The sequence below is a fragment of the Corynebacterium liangguodongii genome (assembly GCF_003070865.1).
GTDB classification, from domain to species: domain Bacteria; phylum Actinomycetota; class Actinomycetes; order Mycobacteriales; family Mycobacteriaceae; genus Corynebacterium; species Corynebacterium liangguodongii.
In genome coordinates this window covers 1-26,520 of record NZ_CP026948.1, presented here as the reverse complement: position 1 = coordinate 26,520, position 26,520 = coordinate 1, and the positions used below count along the sequence as shown (strand labels likewise).

Sequence of the window (26,520 nt, the reverse complement as noted above, 5' to 3'; positions counted from 1 at the left end):
GCGCAAGGAAATACCGTACTCCCCTGCCCCCGGAAAAATAAAATCGCGGCGGGGCGCTGGCCTTTCCTACTCTCTCACCTCTGCTAGGCCGTAAAACCTCTCAAAGAACGCCTGAAGTTTTTGGGTCACGCGCTGCTTTTTCTCACCGTGGCCACCGCTCACCGCGAAACGGGACACAGGTGGAAGCACCTGAGCGATCGCGGTACCGGTCGTACGGAGAACGCCTTCGCGGAATGCGGTCTCAATGAGCGCTCGTGTGAGGTCTGGGCGGAGGCCTTCAGCCGTGATGATCTCACCGAGTTCTTCCTCACGCATCTTGGCGATGTACGCCCGCCATGCTTCGTCCACGTCGCTATCGACAGACACTCGATCGACAAAGGCGTCGATAAGATCCTTTTTGCTGCGCAGGCTCGGGCTCGCGTCCACGGCACGAGAGATCTCGGAGCGAATCTCCTTGTCCTGGCCATCGCCGTGTTGCTCGCGGTACTTCTCGACAAGCATGAGGATGTAGTCGACGTTGATTTCTACCTGCTTGATCAGCTCGATTTCGAAAACAACGTCGTCGCTGATCGGCTCCTTCTCCACAGCCTCCCGGTTGCGGAACTCCGCGTGGAGGTCGAGATAGAGACTGCGATAGTCCTGCCCCTGGCGTTGAGTGAGTAGCTCGTTCCCGGTGAACTCATCGAACGAGGTAAGGATGTTCTCTAATCGGAGGATCGCGCCGAACAGCGCAATGAACTCCTTCTGGGCCTTTTCCCCGATGATGCGCTCTCCCAGCGGGAACTTATCCAGCAGTTCCTGGACCTTTTCCGCATATTCTGCGTAGTAGTCCGCGTAAGGCTTGAGCAGGACGACGCCACGGGCGTCCTTATTTCCGAACAACTCGAGCGCCGCGTTGGTTTCCTCCTCGAGGTCCCGGAAAGCAACGATGTTGCCGTAGGTTTTCACCGAGTTCAGGATGCGATTGGTGCGCGAATATGCCTGGATCAGGCCGTGCGAGCGGAGGTTCTTGTCCACGAAGAGCGTGTTCAAAGTCGTCGCGTCGAAGCCGGTAAGGAACATGTTCACCACGATCACGAGGTCAAGTTCCCGGTTTTTCAATCGCTGGGATAGGTCCTTGTAGTAGTTCTGGAACCGATCTGCGGTAGTGTCATAGCTCGTTCCGAACAGGTCGTTGTAGTCCTGGATCGCGTCTTCGAGAAATGCTCGCGCGTCAACGCTCAATGCCGCGGTATCAAAGTCTTCTTCATCGAGAATTCCATCGTCTACCGCTTCGTTCCCTCCATACGAGTAGATCAGGCCAATCTTCAGCCGCTTTTCCGGCGGGAGCAGATCGTTTTGTGCCTGGAAGGCATTGTAGTACCGTCGGGCGGCATCAATCGAGGCAGTAGCGAAAATCGCGTTGAAGCCCTTCACCCGCCTTCTTTTCCGCAACGCCACTGCTTGTTTGCGGCTGCGTGTCGCCTCCACAACGTTGGTCACCACCGAGTGCTCGTAGCTCGATGTACGCTTCGTTTTCTGGTCGAAGTGTTCCAGGGTATAGCTCACGATGTTGCTGATACGTTGTGGAGAGAGGAGGGCCTCCTCAGACGCGATCGCGGCGACCTGCTTGTCGGCTACTTCCCCCTCCGCAATCGTGTTGACGTAGTCGATGCGGAACGGCAGCACGTTTTTGTCAGTGATCGCATCGACGATCGTGTAGGTGTGGAGCTTTTCGCCGAAAGCCTGCTCGGTGGTCTTGAGCTGAGGATTACCACCGCTTCCGCTGTTGGCAGCGAAGATCGGCGTGCCGGTAAACCCAAACAGGTTGTAGCACTTGAACGAGCGCGTGATGCTGGTGTGCATCTCTCCGAACTGGGACCGGTGGCATTCGTCGAAGATGATCACCACGTGCTGGTCGTAGACTGGGTGCTTCTTATTCGCCTTGATGAACGTGGATAACTTCTGAATTGTCGTGATGATGATTCGCGCAGCTGGGTCTTCGAGCTGCCTCTTCAGCACGGCCGTCGACGTGTTTGAGTTCGCCGCGCCCTTTTGGAAGCGGTCGTACTCCCGCATCGTCTGGTAATCGAGGTCCTTGCGGTCGACGACGAATAGCACCTTATCCACGCTGGGCAGTGCGGAGGCTAGCTGGGCGGTCTTGAACGATGTTAGCGTCTTACCCGAACCGGTCGTGTGCCACACGTACCCGCCGGCCTCGACGGTGCCGAGCTTCTTGTAGTTTGTGGCAATCTCGATGCGCTGCAGGATCCGCTCGGTGGCGACGATCTGGTACGGGCGCATCACCAGCAGCATCCGATCGGCTGTGAGCACGCAATACTTGGTCAGGATGTTGAGCAGGGCGTGCTTGGCAAAGAACGTCTTGGCAAACGAGGTGAGGTCCTGGATCGGCTTGTTCTGCGCGTCAGCCCACCACGAGGTGAACTCGAAGCTGTTCGAGGTCTTTCTACTCCTGCCGCGCTGGTTCCCCTCCTTGATGTGCTGGCTGCGCGTGGTGTTCGAGTAATACTTGGTCAGCGTGCCGTTCGAGATCACGAACAGCTGCACGTACTCGAACAAGCCTGAGCCCGCCCAGAAGCTGTCGCGCTGGTAGCGGTCGATCTGGTTAAACGCCTCGCGGATATCCACCCCACGACGCTTTAGCTCGATATGCACCATCGGTAAGCCGTTAACAAGGATGGTGACGTCGTACCGGTTTGCGTATCGGCCTCCGGTGCGGGTTTCGTCGGCAGGTTCAGCACGATCAACCTTGTACTGGTTAATCACTTGCAGGCGGTTGTTGTGAATGTTCTGCTTATCCAGCAACGTAATGTTTTTCGTCGAACCGTCGTCACGCTTGAGGAGCTGCACATGGTCTTCCTGGATACGCACCGTCTTTTCGACAATGCCGTCGTTTTTACCCGCGATGGAGTTTTCAAAAAAGCCCTGCCACTCCTCTTCCGAGAAGGTGATGTGGTTCAGCGCCTCTAGCTGCCGACGGAGGTTATCAATGAGTTTTTGCTCGGAGCTTATGGGCAGGTACTCGTAGGCCTGCGACTGCAGTAGGCGGATCAACTCGCGTTCTAGAGCCGCTTCAGACTGATACGCCGTCTCGGACGCAGCATCGGGAACATACTCAGCAACGACGGTGCTCTCGGCCGAGACCGCGATCGGATCGTATTTGCGGTGAGTGGCGTCACTCATGCGGAAAACTCCTTAAAGGTAAGCAGACGGTCGCGGTAGTACTCGTATTGCTTGCGCCGCGCCGCGATCTCGGCCGGAAGGCCGCTGTTGAGATCGTTGACGAGGGCGTCGAACTTGTCGAGAAAAGATGCAATTCGATTCTGCACCTCGATCGGCGGTAGAGGAACGGGAAAATCTTTAATAATTCTTACGTTCAAATCTGACCGTGCTCCACGACCCAGGGATTTTAGCGCCTCATAGTTTGATGCAATCCAGTAGAAGACATACCGATAGTCAGCCTGGGAAGCATCGATTTGGAGGTTACAGCAGTGCTGGTTAGTTGTAAGTGGAATCTTATTGATCGCGCAACGAGCCGCAGTGGCGCCTGAAATTGCAACGATCACACAATCGGATGGGATCCAGGAGGCGCCAGTCTCTTTAACAGCGGCTTCGGTGATCTTCACTTCCGTATCCCAGATCCTTCCAAACGTAACCTCGCCTGTACGAAGCCACGGGATACGTCCATCTTCGTAGTACTTCGAGGAACCCGCTTTGGGAGTTGCTCCGGTAGAAACACGAGCCGATACGGTCCCGAGCGTCGACCAGCGAACATCACCGCGCCCCGAGAAATCAAATGCGTGCGCGCGATAGTACTCATACTGGCGCCGCCGCGCCTCCAGCTCCGCCTCCAGCTCCGCCTCCAGCCTGGTGAACTTATTTAATATTAACACGATCTCCTGCTGGATTTCGAGAGGGGGGACTGGGATTCGAATCTTTGCCAGCGATGCACCAGAAATGCGTCGCACTTTGGTACCCGAGATATAACGACGCTTCTGCTCTTGGAACTTCTTCGCCTGGAAAAAGTAGGAGACATATCGAGGATCAAGCTCATGGCGGTAGATGTAGGCGTCACCACTCAATACAACATCAGATTTACCAAGCCAAGCCGTGGCTTTGGCAACTGCTTCGTCATCTTCGCTTGTCGTAGCAATGAGAAGGTCACCCGGACGAGCATGCCGGAGCTTAACAGCAGTCTCAGTTGAGGTGAAGGATTGAGTCACGGTTGTCCAGACCCCGTAGTGAGTGTGAATCTGACCGTAATGAATAGCTGGGACGCCCTCTTCGAGTAGGTCTTTCTTTTGAAGACCACTTCCCCGAATGAATTCACCGACTTCGCCTAAAGCACGGTACTCCACCCCATCCGGGCAGTGCTCCGCGATCAGTTCATCAATACGACTCATGCTTCACCCTCCGTGATCATACGAACAAGCAAGGAAATGATCAAGTCTTTCTCCTTTGGATCGCTCATTTCCTCCATGAGCGTTATTGCCGCCCGGTCGTTGTTGGTAATGCAAGGACTGCCTTCTCCTCGACCGTCGGATAGAGGTCCTGGCCACCGAATGACTGGTAGTTCGCACCGATGATGCCGGCGAGGGCGCCGGCATGCTCTGCGCCAAACAAAATGCCGTTGGGGAATTTCGCTTCCCCCTGTGCGATAACCGACCGGGCCTCGTCGATAGTCACCGTACAGCCCGGCACCGGCCTTGGAGCGGTGTCGATGCTGCCCCTCGTCGTAGACTCGCAGCAGCGCGAGGCCGGGTAGGTAGCTTGCCAGCACATCAGTAACCCCGGTGATGGGCTTGTCGCTCGAGCGTGACAGGATCTGCACGGTGCTACCAAGCTGCTCCAACCGCCTCTCGTTGATCGCGTAGCCCTGCGCGAGGTACTCACGGAGCCGCTGTGTCGCCCACAGGCAGAACTGCGTGGCCATCTTGCTGTTAACGCGGTAGCCGACGGAGATGATCGCGTCGAGGTTATGAAACGGGATCTCGCGGGTAACCGTGCAGGAGCGCTCGGTGCGAACCTGTCGGAATTTCCGACAGGTTGCCGCCTTATCGAGCTCGCCTTCTTCGTAGACGTGCTTGATGTGCTCGACGATGTTGGTCCGGGAGGTCTCAAACAGCTCCGCGATCTGCTGCTGGTTCAGCCAGACCGTTTCGGCGTCGAAGCGGACCTCGATCGCCGGTGAGCCATCGTCGCGCCGGTAGAGGGTCACCTCCCCGTTACGTCCATCCGTCATGCGGTTTACGCTTCCAGGTCTGCGACGATGGCGTCGATGGAGGTGCGCAGCTCCGCCTGCCGGGCCACAATGCCGGCAATCTCCGCGTTGAGCTCCGTAATGTCAATAACCTCGCGGGTGTCTTCGTGCTCGACGTAGGAAGACACGGTGATGTTGTAGTCGTTGTCCGCGATTTCCTCGTTCGGCACGAGCTTGGCTACATAATCGACGTCCTCGCGGGCAGTGAAACGCTCCAGGATGTGCTCCTGGTTCGCCGGCAGCAACTTATTCTTGTTGCCCACTCGGCTGAACTCAGCAGATGCATCAATAAACAGCACCGCGTTGTCCTTCTTCGACTTCTTCAACACGATGATGCAGGTGGCGATGGTGGTGCCGAAGAACAGGTCCGGAGGCAGCTGAATCACCGCATCGACGTAGTTGTTGTCGATGAGGTACTGGCGGATCTTGCGCTCCGCGCCACCGCGATAGAGCACACCCGGGAACTCGACGATCGCCGCAGTGCCGTTGACCGCCAGCCACGACAGGATGTGCATGGTGAAGGCTAAGTCGGCCTTCGATTTCGGGGCGAGCACCCCGGCGGGGGCGAAGCGTTCATCATTAATCAGCAGCGGGTTCGCGTCCCCCTCCCACTTAATCGAGTACGGCGGGTTGGACACGATTGCCTCGAACGGCTCATTGTCCCAGTGCTGCGGGTCCGTCAGCGTGTCCCCATGCGCGATGTCGAACTTCTCGTAATTCACGTCGTGCAGGAACATGTTGATGCGGGCGAGGTTGTACGTGGTCAGGTTAATCTCCTGGCCGTAGAATCCGCCGACGTTGTCGCGCCCAAGGACTTTCGCGAACTTCAACAGCAGGGAGCCCGATCCGACCGCTGGGTCATAGACCCTATTGACCCGCTTTTTGCCGACAACCGTGATCCGCGCAAGGACCTCGGAGACTTCTTGCGGCGTGTAGTACTCGCCGCCGGACTTTCCGGCCTGGGACGCGTACATCTGCATGAGGTACTCGTAGGCGTCGCCGAAAAGGTCGATCGTGTTGTCCTCGAAGTTCCCCAGCGGGAGGTCCCCGATGGCGTCGAGAAGCTTCACCAGCTTCTCGTTGCGCTTAGCCACCGTCGGCCCTAGCCTAGAGCTGTTGACATCGAGATCGTCGAACAGACCTTTCAGATCGTCTTCGCTTTCCGTGCCGTTCGCCGAGCCCTCAATGTTCTTGAATACTCGCTCGAGGGTCTCGTTGAGGTCTGGGTCGCGCGGCGCCCGTTCGCGAACGTTCTGAAACAGCTCAGAAGGAAGGATGTAGAAGCCCTTCTCGCGCACGGTCACGTCGCGGCCGAGCTCCGCGTCAGCGTCAGACATCTTTGTGTAGTCAAAGCCCTCGATCCCCGAATTGCGCTCACCTTCGTTGATGTAGGCGGTGAGGTTTTCCGAGATGAACCGGTAGAAAAGCATCCCGAGCACATAGGCCTTGAAGTCCCACCCGTCGACGCTGCCGCGCAGGTCATTGGCGATACGCCAGATCGTCTTATGCAGCTCGGTGCGCTGAGCTTCTTTTGTGGTCGGTGACATGTCGTTCTTCTCCCGCACGGGGGCGCATTTTTCGGTTTTGTATACGGTCTTCACATAGCGTACTGACGACCCCCGACACCAATGATTGCGACACCGACCTCGAAACAGCACACCCCCGGCACTCCTACGAGTGCCGGGGGTGTGCTTCTGCGTGAGCAGTGGAGCATAGGAGAATCGAACTCCTGACATCCTGCTTGCAAAGCAGGTGCTCTACCAACTGAGCTAATGCCCCAAGGTCCCTGGTGGGCCTAGCAAGAATCGAACTTGCGACCTCATCGTTATCAGCGATGCGCTCTAACCGACTGAGCTATAGGCCCTTGGAACGAGATAGAACATTACCCAGGGAGCTCCGGAAACAACAAATCGGCAGGTCAGGGCGCAGCTAATCCGGCCGCGCCGCGACCGCCTACCTGTTGACCATCGTGACAGTCAGCCCTCCCGTCAGGCCCGCGATCGCGTTGTACATCACCGCGGTCAGCGGCGCCATGACGGCAACAAACACGACGCCAACGAGCCCGATGAGCGCGGCCGCAGAGAGCACGAGCGGCGTATCGACGACCGTTTCACCGCCCACCCCAGCAAGCAGCGAGTTGATCGACTCGACCACGCCGGCCTGGGCGAGGAAGAAATAGACCAGGGAGGCGCCGATCATCCAGGCGGCGAACCCGGCGAGGGCGACGAGGGTGGCCACCCGGAACGCCGATCCCGGGTGGACGTGGGTGATGGTCACTTTACGCGCGGCCATGGTCTACTCCTCTTCACCGGATTCGTAATCGTGGGTGGGCCCGACGGGGTCCGCCTCGACACTGTTGACGTTGACCGGGGTTCCCGCGCTCGAGCCGCCCACGGTGCCACCCTGGGTGGTGCACTCCTGGGCCTCCTCGAGGGTCTTCTCGCCCTTGGCCACCAAGGTTGCCTCTTCCTCGCCCTCGTCCTCGACGTTGCGGTCGATGGCGAGCAGCTCGACGCCCTCGGCAAGGTCGACCAGGCGCACGCCCATCGTCGCGCGCGAGCTCGGGCGGATCTGGTTGACCTCGGTGCGGATGACCCCGCCCGCGGAGGTGATGGCGAAGATCTGATCGTCCTCCCCGACGGCGAGCGCGCCGATGAGCTTGCCGCGCTTCGGGGTGTACTTAAACGTCATCACACCCATGCCTCCGCGGCCCTGGGTGGAGTATTCCTCGATCGCGGTGCGCTTTCCGTAGCCACCCGACGTGGCCACGAGGAGGAACTCCCCGCCGTGGACGACGGTCATGGCGAGCAATTGGTCGTCGCCACGAAAACGCATGCCCTTCACGCCGGCGGTCGCACGACCCATGGGGCGCAGCTGCTCGTCGTCGGCGCTGAAGCGGATCGACTGGCCCTGCTCGGAGACGAGCAAGATGTCGTCGTCACTGGAGGCCAGCACGGCCCCGATGAGCTGGTCACCCTCGTTGAGGTTGATCGCGATGAGCCCGGCGGAGCGGGCCGATTCGTAGTCGGTCAGGCGCGACTTCTTCACCCTGCCCTCCCGCGTCGCCAGCACGAGGTAGGGAGCGTCTTCGTAGGAGCGGATCTGGATGACCTGGGCGATGCGCTCCTCCGGCTGGAACTCCAGCAGGTTGGCCACGTGCTGGCCGCGCGCGGTGCGCCCGGCCTCCGGAAGCTCGTATGCCTTCAAGCGGTAGACGCGGCCGAAGTTGGTGAAGAACAAGATCCAGTCGTGGGTGGAACAGATGAAGAAGTTCTTCACCACGTCGTCCTGCTTGAGCTCCGCGCCGCGCACGCCCTTGCCGCCGCGCTTTTGCGCCTTGTAGGCGTCGACCTTGGTGCGCTTGGCGTAGCCGGTGGCGGTGATGGTGACCACGACGTTTTCGCGGGCAATGAGGTCTTCCTCCGAGACGTCGCCCGTGGCCGCGACGATGCGGGTGCGGCGGTCATCGCCGTAGCGCTCGACGATCTCGGCGAGCTCGTCGGCGACGATCTGGCGCTGGCGCTCCGGGTTGGCCAGGATGTCCTTGTAGTCGGCGATTTGGCGTTCGATCTCAGCCAAGTCGTCGACAATCTTCTGGCGCTCCAGCGCCGCGAGGCGGCGCAGCTGCATGGCCAGGATCTCGTTGGCCTGGATCTCATCGACGTCGAGAAGGCTGATGAGGCCCTGGCGGGCGTCGTCGACAGTCGGCGAGCGGCGGATCAGCGCGATGACCTCGTCGAGCATGTCGAGGGCTTTGACCAGGCCGCGCAGGATGTGGGCGCGCTTCTCGGCCTCGTCGAGGCGGTAGCGGGTGCGCCGGACGATGACCTCGACCTGGTGCGTGACGTAGTAGCGCAGCATCTGGTCGAGGCGCAGGGTACGCGGCACGCCGTCGACGATCGAGAGCATGTTCGCGGAAAAATTCGTCTCCAGCTGCGAGTGCTTGTAGAGGTTGTTGAGCACCACGCGTGCCACGGCGTCGCGCTTGAGGGAGACGACGATTCTCATGCCGACGCGGTCGGAGGATTCGTCGTCGATACGCGAGGCGCCCGGCAGCTTGCCGTTCGCGATGTTGTCGGCGACGCTGGCGATGAAGTTATCCGGGTTGACCTGGTACGGCAGCTCCGTGATCACGATGGCCTGGCGTGAGCCGACCTCCTCGATCTCTGTGACCCCGCGCATGCGGATCGAGCCGCGGCCGGTGGTGTAGGCATCCTTGATCCCCGAGTCACCGACAATGAGGCCGGAGGTGGGGAAATCGGGGCCCTTGACGCGCTCCATGACCGCCTCAAGAGTGGACTTATCGTCCGCCTCTGGGTTTTTCAGGATCCAGTAGATGGCCTCGGCCAGCTCGCGCAGGTTGTGCGGCGGGATGTTGGTGGCCATGCCGACGGCGATGCCGCCGGAGCCGTTCATCAGCAGGTTGGGCACGCGGGAGGGCAAGACGTCCGGTTCCTTCGTCTTGCCGTCGTAGTTCGGCGAGAAGTCCACGGCGTTTTCGCGGATGTCGCGCACCATCTCCATCGCCAACGGCGAGAGCTTGCACTCCGTGTAGCGCATCGCCGCGGGGCCGTCGTTGCCGGGCGAGCCGAAGTTGCCCTGGCCGTCCACAAGCGGGTAGCGCATCGACCAGGGCTGGGCCATGCGCACGAGGGTGTCGTAGATCGCGGAGTCGCCGTGCGGGTGGTAGTTACCCATCGTGTCCGCGACAGGCTTGGCGGACTTCACGTACGAGCGCTCGGGGCGGTAGCCGTTGTCGTACATGGCGTAGATGATGCGGCGGTGCACGGGCTTCATGCCGTCGCGCACGTCCGGCAGGGCGCGGCCGACGATGACGCTCATCGCGTAGTCGATATAGCTCGTCTGCATCTCGTCGTTGATGTCGATCGGCTGGATGCGATCGAAGCCATCACCGGTGAGAGTGTCATCACTCATGGGGTGCCTTTCTTTTCGGTTACTCATGGGATCCTACCCGCCGCTGTGGCGTTGTTGCGGGGGCATGCGGTATCACTTTGGTATGGCTATGACGCTGCGGTTGACCGCTGACGAGGACCACGCGCTCGTGCTGCTCGCCTCCGCGTGGGGCTGCTCGAAGCAGGAGGCGGCGCGGCGCGCTGTGGTCACCGCGGCATCGCGCCTGCTTGACGACGCCGCAATCACCGCCCTGGCCCGCAAGCACGTGAGCGCGTATGCCGCCACCGAGGCCCGGATCAGGCAGGCGCGGGGCAATGAGGGCGCTTAGCCCGGAGCAGCTCCTCGCGATCGCGGACGAGTTCTGCGCGCCCAGGGGCGCGCGCGTGCGGTCCTTTTCCGCGTTGTGCGCAGCGGCCGCTGTGCCCGGGGCACGGGTGCATGGGGTGCCGGTGTTCGATTCCGCCACGGCAGCCGGCGAGGCCCTGGCGGAGGCGATTGTGGCGCTGGAGCCGCTCAACGGGGGCAACCGCGCGTTCGGCGAGGTGGCGCGGCGGGTGTACGTGGAGTGGGTGGAGTAGCGCGCCGTTGTTGCGCGTGTTATTTTTGTTGCTGTTGTGGCTGCAGTTGCTTCTGATATGTGAGGTTGCTGTGGCGGAAGAGCTGCAACCACCGACCCCGCCCCCCGGGCGGGGTTTTCGTTTGGCGAATATGTGTTCGAATTGGTGTTCGGGCGTGTCGCATGGGCGTTCTAGTGTGTATGCATCACACCAGGAAAGGAGGTGCCCATGACCACCCAACTAGCCCACCTTGTCGATGACATCGCCAACGCCACCCACGCGCTGTCGGAGGCCTTCTCCACCCCGGAGTCGCTGACGTTCCACGCAGTGCGCGGCGAGATGGAACGGCTCTACGCCGCGCTAGAGAAGTTCGGGTTCATCGACGCCTCCTTCGCCTACCTCGCCGAGCGCGACGGGGCAGGCTCCGTGGTCGGGGCACACCACGCGATCCAATACTTCGTCGACGTCCTCGGGTTCTCCCGCGCCGAGGCGATGGATCGCATTATGCGCGGCAAACGCCTCTTCGGCGAGCCCGAGGTGCCGCCACAACCCGACGAGCCGGCGGAGGATCCGGAGGCGCAGGCGCGGCGGGAGCAGGAGGAGGAGCGTCGCAAAGCGGAAGCCCGCAAGGCCCGCGCCGAGGCCCGGAAGGAAGCCGCCCGCGTGAACGCCGAGAAACAAAAGATCATCGCGCAATGCCTGCGCGACCTCAACGAACACTCCAACCCCGGGTTCGACGCGCTGCACAGCCTCGCGCTCAAGGAGGCCACATCACGCACCCCCGAAGACCTGCGCGCCTGGCTGCGTGACCAGGTGGCCCGGGCCAACCGGGCCGGACGCGACTACGACGACAAGAAAGACCCCCTCGCCGCCTGGAAAAAGCGCGGCGTCACCTTCGGCCACCCTGACTCCGACGGCCTGGCCCGCATGGTGGTGACCGGCCCGAAGGCCGAGCTCTCCCTGTTCAAGGCGCTCATCCAGCCTGGCTACGCCCCCGGCACGAACACCGGGGTTGATCCTTCGGCCGACACCCGCACCCGCGCCCAGCGCGGATTCGACCAGCTCATGGCCATCGCCCGGGCCTATGACGCGGAGAAAGCCAAGCGCTCCCACGGCGTGTGCTCGATCGTGTTATCGCTCACCCTCGAGGACCTGCTCGGGTCCGAGGCAGGGGAGGCCTTCCCCACCAACACGGGAACGGACCTCAGCGCCCTCGACATCCTCCGCCTCGGCCTCGGCAAGACCGACTTCATCCTCCAACTCGACGACGTGACCGGGCTTCCGCTCTCACTCGGAGCGACCCGGCTCGCCAGCGTGCACCAAAAGCTCGCGCTGCTCGCCGCCCAAGGCGTCTGCGCGTGGGCCGGGTGCGACAAGGCCGCAATGGAGCTCGAGGCGCACCACGTGCTCGCGTGGAAAGACGGGGGCCGCACCGACATCGACAACCTCGTCGGGCTGTGCAGGCAGCACCACCGCTGCAACAACGACGCCCGCGACGGGGCCGGCAACAAGGGCTTTGTTGACATCAACCCAGACACCGGGCGCGTCGAGCACCACCCCGCCGACGGGTCGCCGCCGCGCACGAACGAAACCCACGGCTACCACACCTCCGCCGGCGCCAAGATCAGGCGGCGGGCCAAGCGCAATAGGCGCCGCGGGCCGACCCAAGCCGTCCTCTTCCCTCCCTAGGCGCCTGTATGCTCGGGGCAATGAGCGAACTTTCCACCCTGCTGGGCGAGACCGTACGCCCCCTCGCCGTCAACGACCTCACCGACCTCGCCCGCCGCACCATCGAATCCCAGTCCGGGCTCACCGGAATGGCGCTGAAGTCCGCCCTCGGGGCCGCCACCAAGGCCAACCCGGAGGCAGTGTCCAAGGGAATCGACAGCGCTCTGCCCGAGATCGTGAAAACGCTGAGCCCCTATTGGAACGACTACGACCCCCAGAACTCCGCAGGTTTCGGCAACTACCTTGCCTCCCGCCAGAGCGAGGTCGTCTCTAGCGTCCTCGCCCTAGGCGACAAGTTCGCCGAGCGCGCACCCGGACCCGCGCGCGGGGTGTACTCCAGCCTGCGCGGCAAAGCCGAGAAAATCCTCGCGCCGGTCCTCCCCGAGCTCGGGGACATCCTCGAGCGCCACGCGATTTAGGCGCCGAGCTCTTCTTCCACAAACCGGATCAGCCGGCGGCCCACGACCTCCGGCTCCCGCGCCCACCGGTTGTGCCCGAGCCCGCCCTCGAGCTGCTCGACCCTAGGGTGCGCAGAAGGAACGTGCATCGCCAGCGCATCCGCCGAGGCGAGCGTGCAATCGTCGTCATTGTTAAAGCGGGTATAGAGCACCGGCACCGTCACCCTCAGCAGGGCCTCCACGTAATCTTCCCCCGCGATGTGGGCCACCGAGTTGGTGCGCGAAAGCCTCGCCCACTCGGCGACGTGCGCCCGCGCCTGGCGCCCGTAATTGGCAATATCGAGAGGGCCCGCGGGCCAATAGCCCATCACCCGCGACACCGCGTCCATCAGGGTCGCCCCCACTCGCAGCGTGCGCCGCGTCTTGCCGTCGAACGCCTTCCAATAAGGGCTGCCGGCGCCCACGCCCATCAGGCCGCGCACGTTGAGGGCCCGGGCGGCAGGGCTGGAGAGAAATAGCGTGCCAATTTGCCCACCCATCGAGTGCGAAAGCAGGACCACCGGGTAATCCCGACCCAGGCCGAAGGCTTCCTTCGCCGCCGAGATGGTCAAAGGGTAGTCCTCACTGGCCATGGTGTGGTAACTCCAGGTGTGCGCCCGCGTGGCAACGGCCGTACTCGAGCCCTGCCCGCGAAGCTCCCCAATCGCGGTGGGATAACCGCGGTCCGCCAACCACTGAGCAATAGGCCGGTAATAGTGCGCGCCCATCCCGAACCCGGGCCAGATCACCACTAACGGGTGCTCCTGCTGCTGGGCGGGGTAGAGCAGGACAGTACTGGTGGACCCATCGGGCAGGGAGATCTCGACTTCGGTGGTTGCCATGACAAAAGTGTAGACAACGAGCGCCTACCCTACCGCGGACCTACCCGCCCAGCTTCTCGTTGCGCGGGATCCGCTCCCCCGTTACTACCCGCCTTCCCAACAGGCCCAGCTTGACGCGGCGCTTATCGTGCAGCGTGTGGGTGCGCAGGTCGCGCCACCACCTATCCAAGGGATCCTGCCCCGCGGCACCCGCGGTCCCGGTCACCTCAAACAGCCTCTGCACCGTGCGCAGCGCCGCATCCTGGATCGCGAGCTTCGCCGCGGTGACGTCCTCCGCGACTTCGTTCGCGTCGGCCGAGGGGTCGTCGAGCGCGCCCAGCATGCTGCTGAGCGACGCCCGCGCGACGTACAGCTCGACCTCCACCTCCCCGACGAGCGCGCTCAGCAGCTGGTCCTCGCCCCCGGCGTTGCGCGGGAGGCCGGCGCGTTCATAGGCGGCACTCACTGCCCCCTCGAACAACCCGAGATCGATGCCGGCGTGGAGGGCCTGGGCGTAAGCGCCGTAGTGGCGCAGCGCGAGGGCGTCGCTACGCAGCGAGCGCGGGGCCTGCGCGACATCGACGCGATCGAACCGCACGGTCCCGCTGGCGGTGTAGGACTGCCCCATGGCCGCCCAATCGCCCGTAACCCCCACCCCCGGTGCGTCCGCCCTGATAAGCACGGCAACCGCGGGCTCCGCGCTCACGGTAACCGCCAGCAGGTCGGCGTAGGCCGAACCGGTGCAAAAGCGCTTCTCCCCTGTCAAAAGCCCGTTTGTTATGCCCACCTCTGGGTCGCCGTCAACTTGGGCGTTCGCGATCAATGCTCCGGCCGGGATGTGGCCGGGAAAGCGCCTGGCAAAGACGAGGTGACTCTGCGGGATCTGGGCCAGGGAGCCGTCGACGCGCGCGAGGCGCCGCACCACCTCGACTCCCGTGGACAGCGGCATGCCGTCCAACCGCAGGGCGGGGCCGGATTTAAGTGCCGCGACGGCGCGCCGGACTGCCTCTTTGCGCTCGGTGCCCTGCTGCGTGGCCGCGGTGAGCACTCCGGCGGCCCGCTCTGCGGCGCGGATGGCATCGTGGGCGTCAGGCATGCACCGGCGCCTTGCCCGCGCGCAGGGGCGCGATGATCTCGCGGCCGAACCGCTGGACTTCTTCGTCGAAGTGAAGGAAGCCGGTGAGCACGAGGTCGACTCCGATAGAGCGCAGCTCCTCGAGGCGTTCGCTGACCCGGTCGGCCGTGCCAATCAACCCCGTCTTAAACCCGTCGTTGTACTGAACGAGGTCTTCGAGCGAAGAGTTCGCCCACATTCCCTTGCCGTCCTTCGTTGCGGCCCCGGCGTCTTGCACGGATTTCGCAAACGTTTTCACGGACTCCGTGTCTGCGTGCGCGATGATCTCGCGCAGACGATCCTCCGCCTCTGCCTGGGTATCGCCCAGGATGACGAAGGCGTTGACGCCGATCTTGGTCTCCCGGCCTGCTTCCTCGGCGTGGCGGCGTACCTCGGCGACTTGGTCACGCAGCTCCTCGACGCTGCCACCGTTGGTGAAATACCAGTCCGCATACCGCCCGCCGTTGGAGCGCGCCGCCGTGGAGGTGCCGCCCTGGAAAAGCTCCGGAGCCTTGCTAGGCCGGGGCTTGAGCGAGTAGTCGCGGATGCGGTAGAAATCACCAGCGAAATCCACCGTATCCTGCGTAAATAGGGCGCGCAGAACCTGGAGGAACTCCGCCGAGCGGCGGTAGCGCTCGTCGTGGTCGAGCCAGGGTTCGCCGAGCGCCCGGAACTCGTCGCGCAGCCACCCGGAGACGATGTTGAGGGCGAAGCGCCCGTCGTATAGCTCGGATGCGGTAGCCGCGAGGTTGGCCAGCACGCCCGGTTGCCACAGGCCCGGGTGGACGGCGGCGATGACGTTGAGGCGTTCGGTCGCCTCAAGTAGCGCAAGCGAGAAACTCACGGACTCGTGCTGGAACTCGGCTGAATAGCTCGACAGGTAGCGCACCTGTGTCAGTGCGTAGTCGAACCCGGCCTCCTCCGCGTGGCGGGCGAGCTCCCGGTTGTACTCGATGCCCCAATCGGTGCGCTGGTGAACGGTCGAGGTGACTAAGCCCCCGGAGACGTTGGGCACCCAATAGGCGAAAGAAAGGTCGTCGGCGATGCGGGACGTGGTCATGGAATGTAAGTCCTTGGGGTGTGTTAGACGGTCGTGGTCACAAGCGAGCGGTGGAAGATGAGCGGGCGATGATCTTCGCCCGTGCTCGCGTTTTCGATGCGCGCGATGGCCAGGATGTGATCGCCGACGTCGACCTCGTCGACGAGCCGTGTTGTCGCTTGGAGCGCGGCACCCGGCAGCAGGATCGCGTGGCCATCGGTGTCGTAGTCGAGGTCCTCGAAGCGCTGCCTTGACGGGCGGTAGAAGTTCTCGAGCGCGCCGCGATTGGCCTCGGAGAGGATGCTCAGGCCGATGCTCTCGGCGCGGCGCAGGCGGGGCCAGGTCGTGGAGGTCTTTTGAATGCTGATGCTCACCAGCGCCGGGGCGAGGCTGTGCCCGACGAAGCTGCCGATGATCATGCCGGTCGGCTCGCCATCAACAAGCGCTGCGGCCGTGGCCAAGGGTGTGGGGGCGAGCGCGAGAGCGTTGCGCAGGGAGCGGGTATCGGCGATGTCGACAAGCGCGGGGGAAGAAATGGTGGCGGTCATAAGCGTGTCCTTTTGTTTCGGGGATGAGTTCGGTTAGGCGGTGCGCGGCGCGAACGGCACCTGCTGGTGTTGGCTGGCCGCGACTGCCGAGTCGTGGTGTGCGACTTCGATGCCGAGCTTGTGCAACTCGGGCACGACTCCCTCGCCGACGTGGAAGGTCTCTTCTAGGTGCGGGTAGCCGGAGAGGATGAAGTGGCCAAAGCCTTCGTCGATGTATTCCTTGATCAAAGCCGCGACCTCGGCATACGAGCCGACGAGGGCGGTTCCCGCCCCGCCGCGCACGAGCCCGACGCCGGCCCACAGCCCGGGGTAGACCTCAAGCTCGTGCGGGTCCTGCCCGGAGTGGAAGTCGTGCCCCTGCCCGTGCAGCTGCGTCATGCGGCGCTGGCTTTCGGATTGCGACTTGGCTAGGCCCCGCTGGATCTTCTCGACGTCCTCGGCGCTGATGTGGGAAAGCAGGCGGCCTGCCTCGGCCCAGGCTTCCTCTGTGGTTGGCCGGGCGATGACGTGGAACCGGATGCCGTAGTCGAGCTCGCGGTCGCGCTCCGCCGCTGCCTCCGCAACCCGGGCCCGCTTCTCCCCCGCCGCCTGCGGCGTCTCGCCCCAGGTGAGGAACACATCGGCGTGGCGCGAGGCGATATCGATCGCGCCCTCGCTTGAGCCGCCGAGGTAGATCGGGGGGCTGACCGCCGGGCGCTTAGCCAGGCTCGCATTCTCGGCAGTGGTGTACTGCCCGGCGTAGTCGAGTGGCTCCGGCTTGTTCCACAGGTGGTGGGTGATATCGAGTACCTCCCCGGCGCGGGCGTAGCGCTCGGGCTTGCTTAGGGTGTCGCCGTATGAGCGCTGCTCGTGGTCCTCGCCGCCGACGACGACGTTGAGTAGGACCCGGTTTCCGGAGAGCGCCTGGAAGGTGGCGGCCTGCTGGGCGAGCAGGAGCGGGGAGACGAGGCCCGGGCGCAGCGCGACGAGGAACTTCAACCTGCTGGTTGCGCCGATGAGCGCGGCGGTGGCGAGCCAGGCGTCTTCGCACCACTGGCCGGTCGGGGTGAGGACGGATTCGAAGCCGTTGCGTTCGGCGGCGAGCGCGATCTGGGTGAGGTAGTTCAGGTCGGCGTCGCGCGCTCCGGTGTGCAGCCCGGCGCCGTGCCCGCCCGGCATGATGGTGCGGGAGTCGCCGTAGGTGGGTAGGAACCAGTGCAGGGTTGCCTTGTGTTGCGCTGTGGTTGACATGCCTGCAAGTAGACCATGCAGTCTAATGTGCGGCCAGCGTTCGATTCACCGTGCATAAAACCCAGGTAGTCGAGCCTCTCTAAGCCCGTCCCGCCGCGCCTCCATATAGACCGCTCTGTCTTTATCGGGTACCCTAGCGCCATGACCGCACCCCCGAGGACCCGAAGCGCCGCCCGCCCAGTCCACTTCCGCCTCCCCGCGGATACTGCCGCGCGCTGCCTCCAACAGCTGCGCATCCACCCCGGCATCACGCGCCGCCAGCTCCAGGCCGACCTGGGCCTGACCCAGCCAACCACCACCCGCCTCGTCGCCCGGCTCGAGTCCGCCGGCCTGGTACGCATGGGAGCCCCGCTGGGTGGGTCTCCTTCCTCCGGCCGCCCGAGCGCGGGCATCTACCTCGAAGGCTCCGCCCTCGTCGCCGCCGGGGCTCACGTGGGCAAGCGGGAGACCCGCATCGTGCTCACCGATTTCAGCGGTGCCACCCTCGCCCAGGACCTCCTGCCCCACGACGTGAGCACCGCCTCCGCGCAAGATACCCTCGAGGCGATCGCCTGGCGCCTCGCCCACCTCACCCAGCACTCGCCGCATCCCGTGCGGCACGTCGGCATCGCGTTTTCCGCGGATATCGACTCCGACGGCACGATCACGAGCGAGACCTATGGGTGGGACCGCGTCCCGGCGCACGCCGCAGCCTGCGCCGCGCTTGAGCGCGTGGGGTCGGCGGCGCACCTCGCTCCCGGGTACACGGTGGAGGTGAGCACGGGTGTTGCCGCCATGGCGGCCCACGAGCTGGCGCACACCGACCTCGCGCAGCACAACGAGGAGGCCCTGACCCGCTCGTCGCTCTACGTCTACGCGCGCGAGGTGCTGGGCTACGCCTGGATTGTCCACGGCGCAATCCACCGCCCCCGCCTCGGCCACCAATCCCCTTTGCTGGCCCGATTGCTCTCCGGCTCGCCTCTTTCTGAGCCCGCGCGGCGCCGTGGAATCGACCCGCTGAGCGTCTCCGCGCTGCTCGAGGTCGCGGCGCAGCGCGGTCAGGCGGCGTCTAGCCTGCCTGAGCTCATCGCGGCCGCGCGTGACGACGCCCCCTTGGCCGCCCTCCTCGACCACCGCGCGCACATCCTCGCCGAGGCCATTGACATCGCGGTGCAGGTCGTCGATCCCTCCGCCGTCGTCTTCGCCGGCGAGACGTTTAGCGCCGACCCCAAGCGCACGCGCCGCATCGCCCGGCGTGTGCGGGGGGAATCGAGGGGCGACTACACCCTGAAGGCCTACCCCGCGAACGTCGAAATCGTCGCCGAGGCGGCAAAGATGATCGCCCTGCACGCGCCGTGGCAGCGCCCGCTTGAGGGCACAGGGCCCTAGACGTCGAGGAAGCGGACGTCCTTCGCCTTGCGGGTAATAAAGGAGCGGCGCGCGGCGACGTCGTCACCCATGAGGATGGAGAAGAGCTCGTCGGCAAGCTGCGCGTCTTCAACGTCTACTCGACGCAAGATGCGGTGCTCCGGGTCGAGCGTGGTCTCCCACAGCTCGCTCGGGTTCATCTCGCCGAGGCCCTTGTAGCGCTGGATGCCGTCATCGGTGTTGATCTTGCGGCCGGCCTCGCGGCCTTCTGCGAGCTGCTCGTCGCGCTCGCGGTCGGAGAAGGCGTAGCCCGGCTCGCCCTTGGCCCACTTGAGCTTGTACAGCGGCGGGTTAGCCAGGTAGACGTGGCCCTGCTCGATGAGCTCGGGCATGAAGCGGAAGAGCAGGGTGAGCAGGAGGGTCGCGATGTGCTGACCGTCGACGTCCGCATCCGCCATGAGCACGATCTTGTGGTAGCGCAGGCGCGCGATATCGAACTCATCGTGGATGCCGGTGCCGAGAGCGGTGATGATGGCCTGGACCTCGGCATTTTTTAAAACCCGATCCATGCGGGCCTTCTCCACGTTGAGGATCTTTCCGCGCAGCGGCAAGATCGCCTGGAACATCGAGTCGCGGCCCTGCTTCGCGGAGCCGCCGGCGGAATCGCCCTCCACGATGAAGAGCTCGGAGACCTTCGGGTCCTTCGAGCGGCAGTCCGCGAGCTTGCCGGGCAACCCACCCATATCCCCGGCGGACTTGCGGCGCACGAGATCGCGCGCCTTGCGGGCGGCTTGGCGCGCCTGCGAGGAAGAGACAGCTTTGTTGATGATCACCTTGGCCTCGGCCGGGTTGGCGTCGAACCAGTCGGAGAGGTGCTCGCCCACGGCGCGCTGGACAAAGCCCTTGATCTCGGTGTTTCCCAGCTTGGTCTTCGTCTGCCCCTCGAACTGCGGGTCGGACACGCGCACGGAGACAATCGCCGAGAGCCCCTCGCGGCAATCGTCGCCGGTGAGGTTGGGCTCCTTGTCGCGCAGGAGCTTGTGCTCGCGCGCGTACTTGTTCATCAACGAGGTCAGCGCTGCGCGGAAGCCCTCCTCGTGCGAGCCGCCCTCGTGGGTGTTGATCGTGTTGGCGAAGGTGTGGACGGATTCCTTAAATCCGTTGTTCCACTGCATCGCGATCTCGGCTTCGTGCTCGGTGCCCTTAGCCTCGAAACCGATCACGGAGGGGTGGATAGGGGTCTTCGACTTGTTGAGGTGCTCGACGTAGTCCACCAAACCGTTCGGGTAGTGGTAGGTCACCTTCTTCTCGCGCTTCTTCTGCACCGCCGGGCTCACCCCGGCGGATTCGGAGACCACGGTGTCGTCGAAGGAGTCTCCTTCGACGGCGGCCGCCGACTCCCCCTCCTCGACGATGGCTTCGAGCTCGAGTTCTTCCTCCGTGACCCGCTCGTCCTTGAGCGTGATGGTCAGGCCCTTGTTCAAAAACGCCATTTCCTGCAGGCGCCGCGCGATGATGTCGTAGTTGAACTCGACGGTTTCGAAAATCTCGGCGTCGGGCCAGAACCTGATGGTCGTGCCGGTGCCGCGGGCGTTGCCGCCTTCAACCAGCCCATCGGGTACGGCGTAGGTGAAGTTCTGGTACCAGTGCTTGCCGTCGCGCTTGATGTCGGCCTCGACGCGGGTGGAGAGGGCGTTGACCACGGAGATGCCCACTCCGTGCAGGCCGCCGGAGACGGCGTAGGATTCCGAGTCGAACTTTCCGCCGGCGTGCAGCTGGGTCATAACAACCTGGACGGTGGGGGCTCCCGCGGGGTGCATCTCCACAGGAATGCCGCGGCCGTTGTCGATGACCTCAATTCCGCCGTCGGCAAGCAGTGTGACATCGACCCGGTCGGCGTAGCCCGCCATGGCCTCATCGACGGAGTTATCCACGACCTCCCACACGAGGTGGTGCAGGCCACGCACGCCGGTCGAGCCGATGTACATTCCGGGGCGCTTGCGCACGGCCTCGAGGCCCTCCAGAATGGTGATCGATGACGCGTCGTAGTGTGGTTCGTTGGTAGCCACGATGTGGGTCTCTCCTGTCGCGCTAAAAGGGCTTTAACCCGTCTAATCCTACACCCCGTAGGGGAGATTGCCCGCACTTGCCAACTCCGCGAGACGGCGCTGTAGGCCCAATTTTGGCTATCCGTAGGTATCGCGCGGGCCGCGGCCCTTGACGTGGAGGGGGCCCTTGCGCCAGTTCTTGGTCCTCGGCGGGTAGACGTGGAGGGCGGTGACCACCCCTGGTCCTACCTTCTGCGCAATCGCGCTCAAGATGGTCGCCTGCATGTACTTCAGCTGCGTCGCCCAGGCGGTTTGGTCGCAGGTGATAAAGACCTCCCCTTCCTTAATCATCTGCACCTGCGTGTGCTGCGCAATCTTGTCGCCAACGAGCTGCGCCCAGTTGCCCATGACCCACCCGTACGCCATGTTCTCGGTCCAGTCGCGCTTGCGGATCTCGGCGCGCACCAAGGTGCCAAAGCCCTTGACCTGGTAGCTGCGCCCGAGTGCGCGGCCATCGGGCCCGGTGGGCCTGCCCCTGGCCGGCCCACGCGGGGACGGCGCGGTGTCGAGCTCTAACCCGGGCACGCTTATCGACGCCCCCGCGGCACCATCCCGCAGCGACAGCGCGCCCGCCCGCCGCGGCACCACCGACCCACCCTGGCGCCGCAGGTCGGGCACGCGACCGCCGCGGGCCTTGGCCGTCTCGCGCAGCGCGCGGAAGGTCTCGCTGACCAGGTCAGGCATCGTCGCGCTCCAGGGTCGAGGCGCCGTCTACCATCGTCACCGCGTAGCGCGCCGTCACCGTCTCGGCCAGGCTCGCCGGCAGGTCGTCTCCCACCGCTGCGGTGATGAGAACCTGTTCTGCCTGCTCGGCAACGGCGACGAGGCGCTGGCGGCGCGCGGTGTCGAGCTCGGCAAACACATCGTCGAGGATGAGCACCGGGGCCGAGCCCTCGGCGGAGAGCAGGGCGTATTCGGCGAGGTGGAGCGCCAGGGCGAGCGACCACGTCTCCCCGTGGCTGGCGTAGCCCTTGGCGGGGGCATCGCCCAGCATGAGCACGACGTCGTCGCGGTGCGGTCCGACCAGAGTGGTGCCGCGCTCGATCTCCTCTTTGCGGCGCCGCGCGAGCTCGCTGAGCATCGCCGCCTCGATGACCGCGGCGTCCCGGGTGCCCTCGCCGGCGAGGCGCTCGAGCGCCGCGTCGAGTGTGGAGGAGTAGCTCACAGAAGCGGGGCGCGATTCGGGGGCAACGGCGGCGTAAGAGCTCTCGATGTGGGGAGCGAGGGCGTCGAGAAGCGCGAGCCTGCCCGCGATGACCTGCGCGCCGTGGCTGGCGAGCTGCGAGTCCCACACATCGAGGGTGGCCAGCGCGCTTGCGCCCGCGCCGTCGCCGTAGCCGCGGCGCAAATCCATCGCCGAGTGGCGAAGCAGCGCGTTTCTCTGGCGCAGCACCTTGTCAAAATCGGCCTTCGCGCCGCCCAGCCGCGGCGCCCGCTCGGCCGCGAGGTCGTCGAGGAAGCGCCGTCGCTCGGCCGGCTCCCCCACGACAAGACGCAGGTCTTCCGGAGAAAACATCACGGTGCGCAGCACGCCGAGCAGCTTCCGCGGGGATTTCAGCCGGGTGCGGTTGATCTGGGCCTGGTTCGCACCGGAGGCTTTGAGCAGCAGGTGGGTGGTCAGCTCCCGGCCGGCGTTGACGGTCGTGCAGGACACCCGTGCGCTGGCGGCCCCGGCGCGGATGAGCGGGGCGTCCGAGGAGACCCGGTGGCTGCTCAGCTTGGCCGTGTAGTGCAGCGCCTCGACGATGTTGGTCTTGCCGTGTCCGTTGCGGCCGGAGAACACGGTTGCCCCTGGCCCCAGCTCGCAGCCGAGCTCCGGCCAGGAGCGAAAATCGCGCAGGTTGAGTTCACGGACGAACAAGGGGCAGCGACCGACTATCCGGGCAACCGCACCGGCATGAGCAGGTACGTGAAGTCGGTCGCCGGGGTGGCAAACGTGCCGTCCGCCTCTGCCTCCGGCAGGGCCTCGGGCTCGGGGATCATGATCGCCGGGCGGGAGGCCTCGGTGAACCCGAAGACGACGCGCGGGGTGGAGATGACCCCCAGGCCGTCTTTGAGGTATCCCGAGTTAAACGCAATGAGCAGCTCGTCTGCGCCCGTAAACGCGGCCTCCACCGTCTCGCTCGCCTCCCCGGAATCCGCGCCGGAGGCATACAGGGTGACCTCACCCGGGCGGAAGTGCATCCGCACCTGGGCGTTGCGGTCCGCAACGAGGCTGACGCGGCGGATCGCCTCGAGCAGCGGGGAGATCTCGACGCTCGCCATTGAGGTGTGCGTCTTCGGCAGCAGCGGGGAGATGTTGGGGAAGTCGGCGTCGAGCATACGCGTCGTCGTTTCCCGGTTGGCGGAGTGGAGGCCGAAGAGGCCCTCGCCGCCGACGTTGCCGGCCGCACCCACCGCGATCTCGATCGGGTCGTCGAGGTGGGTATCGAGGGTCCGGGCGTTATCGAGGAGGGTCTTGGCCGGGATGAGCAGCTTGGCTTCGACCTCTGGGGCGACCGGCTCCCAGCTCACGCGGCGGATGGCGAGGCGGAAGCGGTCGGTCGCGGTGAGCTGCAGGTTGGTGCCGGAGACTTCCATGTGGATTCCGGTGAGCATCGGCAGGGTGTCGTCCCGCCCGGCCGCCGAGGCGACCTGGGTGACGGCGCCGACGAAGGTTGCCGGAGAGATCCTGCCGGTGACCTCGGGAAGGGCGGGCAGCTGAGGGTAATCATCGAGCGGCATAAGCGGCAGCTCGAAGCGGGCGGCCCCGCCCTTGAGCAGCATGGTGGTGTCGTCGGTGGTCACCTCCATCGGCTTGGCGGGCATGTTGGCCACGATGTCGGCCATGAGTTTGCCGGCCACGGCGACGCGGCCTGGTTGGCTGACTTCGGCGGCGATGCGCACGCGGGAGGAGACTTCGTAGTCGAACCCGGCGAACTCAAGCCCGTCGGAGTCTGCGGTGATGACCACTGCGCGGAGCACCGGCTGGGTGTTTTTCGTCGGCAGCATGCGGGCGACCCAGGCCACCGCATCGGAGAGGTCGTCCTTGTGGACGCGGAACGACACCGAAGTCGACGCGGGGTTTCCTACGTTGTCATCCATGCCAGCGGATACTCCTTGCGCGCTCGATGCGGCGCAGCCCACAAGCGACGCCACGAGTTACATGTCATTTCGCTCCACCTTAGGCGCGCGGGTCCCCGTTTTCCATTCGCGTGGCGACGCCGGGAGCGGGGGCGGCAGGCGGCGATTTCACACACCCCGTTTCCCTCAGGATGAATTACAAGTAAAAGAGCGGTAACAGCAGTAAGCCCTGTGCACTCTGTGGAGGACGGGCGATCCGCGCCGCTCGCACGGCGTGTCGGGCGTGTGTCCTACGGTGTGGAAAAACTGTGGATATCTCCTCGCAGTTGTGGATAACTTTTCCGCCTGCCTCAGCCGTCCACAGCGCGGCGGTGTTTCCTCACTGGGATTTCACACTCAGCGCGGGGTTATCAACAGCGCCCGAAAAGTGTGTCCCGCGCCACAAGTGAGCAAGCTCACCGAATCACAACGGTGGAATTACACAGCTGTGAGTAACCCTGTGGATAAAGAAAAAGCCCCGGCTGGCGGGGCGATCGTGCAGGGGTACTACCGGGGAAAGAATTACAGCTAGTGGGTCCGAGCGCGGAGCTTGATGAGCTGAGTGAGCTCCTTAATCTCGTCGTAGGTGCCGCGGTTTTCCGTCATTTCCTTGCGGATCTTCCGGTCGGCATACATCACCGTCGTGTGGTCCTTGCCCCCGAACTCGGAGCCGATCTTCGGCAGCGAAAGGTCGGTGAGCTCGCGGCACAGGTACATCGCTAGCTGCCGGGCGTGGGCGACCTGCCTCGTCTTCCCCGCACCCGTGAGCTGCTCAAGGGAGACGCCGAAGTACTCGGCCGCCGCCTCTTTGATGGCGGTGGCACTGATGTTGATCTCCCCGCCGTTGGGCAGGATGTCGCGGAGCGCGACCTGCGCGACGTCGAGGGTAATCGGCTCGTTGATGAGCGAGGAGTACGCCGAGACCCTGATCAGGGCACCTTCGAGCTCCCTAATCGACGACTCGAACTGCGAGGCAATGAGCTCGAGCACGGTGTGATCGACGCGTGTGCCGTCGGCGGAGGCCTTCTTCATCAAAATCGCGATGCGGGTCTCCAGGTCGGGCGGCTGGACGTCGGTAATAAGCCCGCCCTCGAAGCGGGTGCGCAGCCTGTCCTCCAGCGTCGTGAGCTGGCGCGGGGGCCGGTCGGAGGACAAGATGATCTGCTTGTTCTGCTGGTGTAAGGCGTTAAACGTGTGGAAGAACTCCTCCTGGGTGCCCTCCTTGCCTTCGAGGAACTGGATGTCGTCGACCATGAGGATGTCGAGGTTGCGGTAGCGCCGCTTGAAGCTCTCCTGGCGGTCGTCGCGCACCGAGTTGATGTAGTCGTTGGTGAACTCCTCGGAGGAGACGTAGCTGATGCGCAGGTTCGGCTGCAGGAGCTTGGCGTAGTTGCCGGCCGCGTGGAGCAGGTGGGTCTTGCCCAGCCCGGAGCCGCCCCAGATAAACAGCGGGTTGTAGGCGCGAGCGGGGTTTTCAGCCACGGCGACCGCGGCACCGTTGGCAAAGCGGTTCGATGAGCCGATGACGAAGTTCTCGAAGGTGTACTTCGGGTTGAGGCTCGCCTCGCGGTCGGGGTTGTGGGCGGGGGTCTCGCGCGGCAGGCGCGGGGCCACCGTCGGGTGGGCGCCGGTGTGCTTGCGCTCGCCCTGTGCGCCGCCCTCCCTCGTTTCGCGCTGTTGGGAGTGCAGCCTGGCCAGCTCGTCTAGCCCCATGGGGATCTGCTCGCCGACGACCCTGCCGCCCGTGGCCTGCGGCGGGTAAGCGGGTGTGCTCGTCGTGGCGTACCACCCGCCGTCGGCCGGTGGCTGGGCGGCGGGTTCCGCGGATCGTGCGGGCTCGGACGACACAGCCGGCTCAGCGGGACCCGTCGGCTCTGTGGGCATTGTGGGCTCTGTGGGCTCGCTACTCGCGGGCTTGATGGACACCGCCAGGGTGCAAGGTCGGCCCAGCTTCCGGGTGAGCAGCGAGGTGATGTGCGTGCCCAGGCTGTCCTCGATGACCGCCTTGGCGGTGGGGTTGGGCGCGGCGAGGATGACGTAGCCATCGACAGCCATGACCGGCGTGACCAGCCGCAGGTAGATCCGCTCCTGGTGCGTGAGCGTCGGGATGGTGGAGTTGGGGCGCTCCGAGAGGTTGAGGAGCTCCGTTACGACGTCTCCCCAAAGCGCCCCAAGCTGTTCGTCTGCCACGTCTGCCTTTTCCCTCTAGTGAGTACCAACGCCGTGCCGCGGCGGCACCTGCGGTGTGTCTGTCACTGTCATTCACAGCCCGCAGGCGCCGCCAAGGCCGGCCTTACCTTGTGTTCCACAACTTT

At 64.4% G+C, this 26,520-nt stretch carries 21 protein-coding genes and 2 tRNA genes; 5 read left to right on the top strand and 18 right to left on the bottom strand.

The genetic code is table 11. The annotated features are described in order from the left end of the window. Window positions 1-66: 66 nt before the first annotated feature. The 8 genes from C3E79_RS00115 to gyrA all read right to left on the bottom strand — a co-directional run bounded on the left by C3E79_RS00115 (window position 67) and on the right by gyrA (window position 10,195). Window positions 67-3,183: a type I restriction endonuclease subunit R gene (locus C3E79_RS00115; protein WP_108403086.1), complete on the bottom strand. Its 3,117-nt coding sequence runs from the start codon at window positions 3,181-3,183 to the stop codon at window positions 67-69. Next, the gene (locus tag C3E79_RS00110) at window positions 3,180-4,403 is read right to left on the bottom strand and encodes a restriction endonuclease subunit S (RefSeq protein ID WP_108403085.1); all 1,224 of its coding nucleotides are present in this window, start codon (window positions 4,401-4,403) and stop codon (window positions 3,180-3,182) included. Before C3E79_RS00110 ends, C3E79_RS00115 begins: the two co-directional genes overlap by 4 nt. Next, on the bottom strand, window positions 4,400-5,242 hold the full coding sequence (locus tag C3E79_RS00105; protein ID WP_108403084.1) for a virulence RhuM family protein: 843 nt from the start codon (window positions 5,240-5,242) through the stop codon (window positions 4,400-4,402). The genes C3E79_RS00110 and C3E79_RS00105 overlap by 4 nt, the downstream gene beginning before the upstream one ends. Window positions 5,243-5,247: 5 nt before the next feature. Further along, window positions 5,248-6,807: a type I restriction-modification system subunit M gene (locus C3E79_RS00100; RefSeq protein ID WP_108404974.1), complete on the bottom strand. Its 1,560-nt coding sequence runs from the start codon at window positions 6,805-6,807 to the stop codon at window positions 5,248-5,250. 159 nt (window positions 6,808-6,966) lie between these two features. Next, a tRNA-Ala gene (locus C3E79_RS00095) sits at window positions 6,967-7,039 on the bottom strand. Between the two features lie 8 nt (window positions 7,040-7,047). Continuing rightward, window positions 7,048-7,124: transfer RNA gene (locus tag C3E79_RS00090), tRNA-Ile, on the bottom strand. Window positions 7,125-7,213: 89 nt separating this feature from the next. Beyond that, window positions 7,214-7,552, bottom strand: a complete 339-nt coding sequence (locus C3E79_RS00085) for a DUF3566 domain-containing protein (protein WP_108403083.1) — start codon at window positions 7,550-7,552, stop codon at window positions 7,214-7,216. 3 nt (window positions 7,553-7,555) lie between these two features. Continuing rightward, entirely contained in the window at window positions 7,556-10,195 is a 2,640-nt protein-coding gene (gene gyrA / locus C3E79_RS00080) for a DNA gyrase subunit A (RefSeq protein WP_108403082.1), read from the bottom strand. Window positions 10,196-10,277: 82 nt separating this feature from the next. On the opposite strand from gyrA, the gene C3E79_RS00075 reads away from it, so the two are divergent. From C3E79_RS00075 to C3E79_RS00060, 4 genes are all read left to right on the top strand, one after another. Further along, entirely contained in the window at window positions 10,278-10,502 is a 225-nt protein-coding gene (locus C3E79_RS00075) for a CopG family transcriptional regulator (protein ID WP_108404973.1), read from the top strand. Beyond that, the gene (locus tag C3E79_RS00070) at window positions 10,489-10,752 is read left to right on the top strand and encodes a TetR family transcriptional regulator (RefSeq protein ID WP_108403081.1); all 264 of its coding nucleotides are present in this window, start codon (window positions 10,489-10,491) and stop codon (window positions 10,750-10,752) included. The genes C3E79_RS00075 and C3E79_RS00070 overlap by 14 nt, the downstream gene beginning before the upstream one ends. 207 nt (window positions 10,753-10,959) lie before the next feature. Continuing rightward, window positions 10,960-12,420 carry an HNH endonuclease signature motif containing protein gene (locus C3E79_RS00065; protein WP_108403080.1) on the top strand — a complete coding sequence of 487 codons (1,461 nt, stop codon included), beginning with the start codon at window positions 10,960-10,962 and terminating at the stop codon, window positions 12,418-12,420. Between the two features lie 20 nt (window positions 12,421-12,440). Further along, a complete protein-coding gene (locus C3E79_RS00060) occupies window positions 12,441-12,878 on the top strand; it encodes a DUF6918 family protein (RefSeq protein WP_235840656.1) in 438 nt (145 codons plus the stop codon). Here C3E79_RS00060 and C3E79_RS00055 read toward each other — a convergent pair. From C3E79_RS00055 to C3E79_RS00035, 5 genes are read right to left on the bottom strand one after another with little or no spacing between them, the layout of a single operon-like run. Further along, window positions 12,875-13,738: an alpha/beta fold hydrolase gene (locus tag C3E79_RS00055; protein WP_108403078.1), complete on the bottom strand. Its 864-nt coding sequence runs from the start codon at window positions 13,736-13,738 to the stop codon at window positions 12,875-12,877. The genes C3E79_RS00060 and C3E79_RS00055 overlap by 4 nt on opposite strands. A gap of 40 nt (window positions 13,739-13,778) precedes the next feature. Continuing rightward, window positions 13,779-14,813, bottom strand: coding sequence for an acyl-CoA dehydrogenase family protein (locus C3E79_RS00050; RefSeq protein ID WP_108403077.1), 1,035 nt, complete (start codon window positions 14,811-14,813; stop codon window positions 13,779-13,781). Then, window positions 14,806-15,891, bottom strand: coding sequence for a dimethylsulfone monooxygenase SfnG (sfnG, locus tag C3E79_RS00045; protein WP_108403076.1), 1,086 nt, complete (start codon window positions 15,889-15,891; stop codon window positions 14,806-14,808). Before sfnG ends, C3E79_RS00050 begins: the two co-directional genes overlap by 8 nt. 23 nt (window positions 15,892-15,914) lie before the next feature. Beyond that, on the bottom strand, window positions 15,915-16,418 hold the full coding sequence (locus C3E79_RS00040; RefSeq protein ID WP_108403075.1) for a flavin reductase family protein: 504 nt from the start codon (window positions 16,416-16,418) through the stop codon (window positions 15,915-15,917). 33 nt (window positions 16,419-16,451) lie between these two features. Continuing rightward, window positions 16,452-17,648, bottom strand: coding sequence for an LLM class flavin-dependent oxidoreductase (locus C3E79_RS00035; protein ID WP_108403074.1), 1,197 nt, complete (start codon window positions 17,646-17,648; stop codon window positions 16,452-16,454). 141 nt (window positions 17,649-17,789) lie between these two features. On the opposite strand from C3E79_RS00035, the gene C3E79_RS00030 reads away from it, so the two are divergent. Continuing rightward, window positions 17,790-19,016: a MarR family transcriptional regulator gene (locus C3E79_RS00030; protein WP_108403073.1), complete on the top strand. Its 1,227-nt coding sequence runs from the start codon at window positions 17,790-17,792 to the stop codon at window positions 19,014-19,016. On the opposite strand, the gene gyrB is transcribed toward C3E79_RS00030, so the two are convergent. From gyrB to dnaA, 5 genes are all read right to left on the bottom strand, one after another. Continuing rightward, a complete protein-coding gene (gyrB, locus tag C3E79_RS00025) occupies window positions 19,013-21,064 on the bottom strand; it encodes a DNA topoisomerase (ATP-hydrolyzing) subunit B (protein ID WP_108403072.1) in 2,052 nt (683 codons plus the stop codon). The genes C3E79_RS00030 and gyrB overlap by 4 nt on opposite strands. Before the next feature lie 117 nt (window positions 21,065-21,181). Continuing rightward, a complete protein-coding gene (locus tag C3E79_RS00020; protein ID WP_108403071.1) occupies window positions 21,182-21,787 on the bottom strand; it encodes a DciA family protein in 606 nt (201 codons plus the stop codon). After that, window positions 21,780-22,964, bottom strand: coding sequence for a DNA replication/repair protein RecF (recF, locus tag C3E79_RS00015; protein ID WP_108403070.1), 1,185 nt, complete (start codon window positions 22,962-22,964; stop codon window positions 21,780-21,782). The genes C3E79_RS00020 and recF overlap by 8 nt, the downstream gene beginning before the upstream one ends. 14 nt (window positions 22,965-22,978) lie before the next feature. Continuing rightward, window positions 22,979-24,187: a DNA polymerase III subunit beta gene (gene dnaN / locus C3E79_RS00010; RefSeq protein WP_108403069.1), complete on the bottom strand. Its 1,209-nt coding sequence runs from the start codon at window positions 24,185-24,187 to the stop codon at window positions 22,979-22,981. Window positions 24,188-24,733: 546 nt separating this feature from the next. Continuing rightward, a complete protein-coding gene (gene dnaA, locus C3E79_RS00005; protein WP_108403068.1) occupies window positions 24,734-26,395 on the bottom strand; it encodes a chromosomal replication initiator protein DnaA in 1,662 nt (553 codons plus the stop codon). Window positions 26,396-26,520 lie beyond the last annotated feature (125 nt).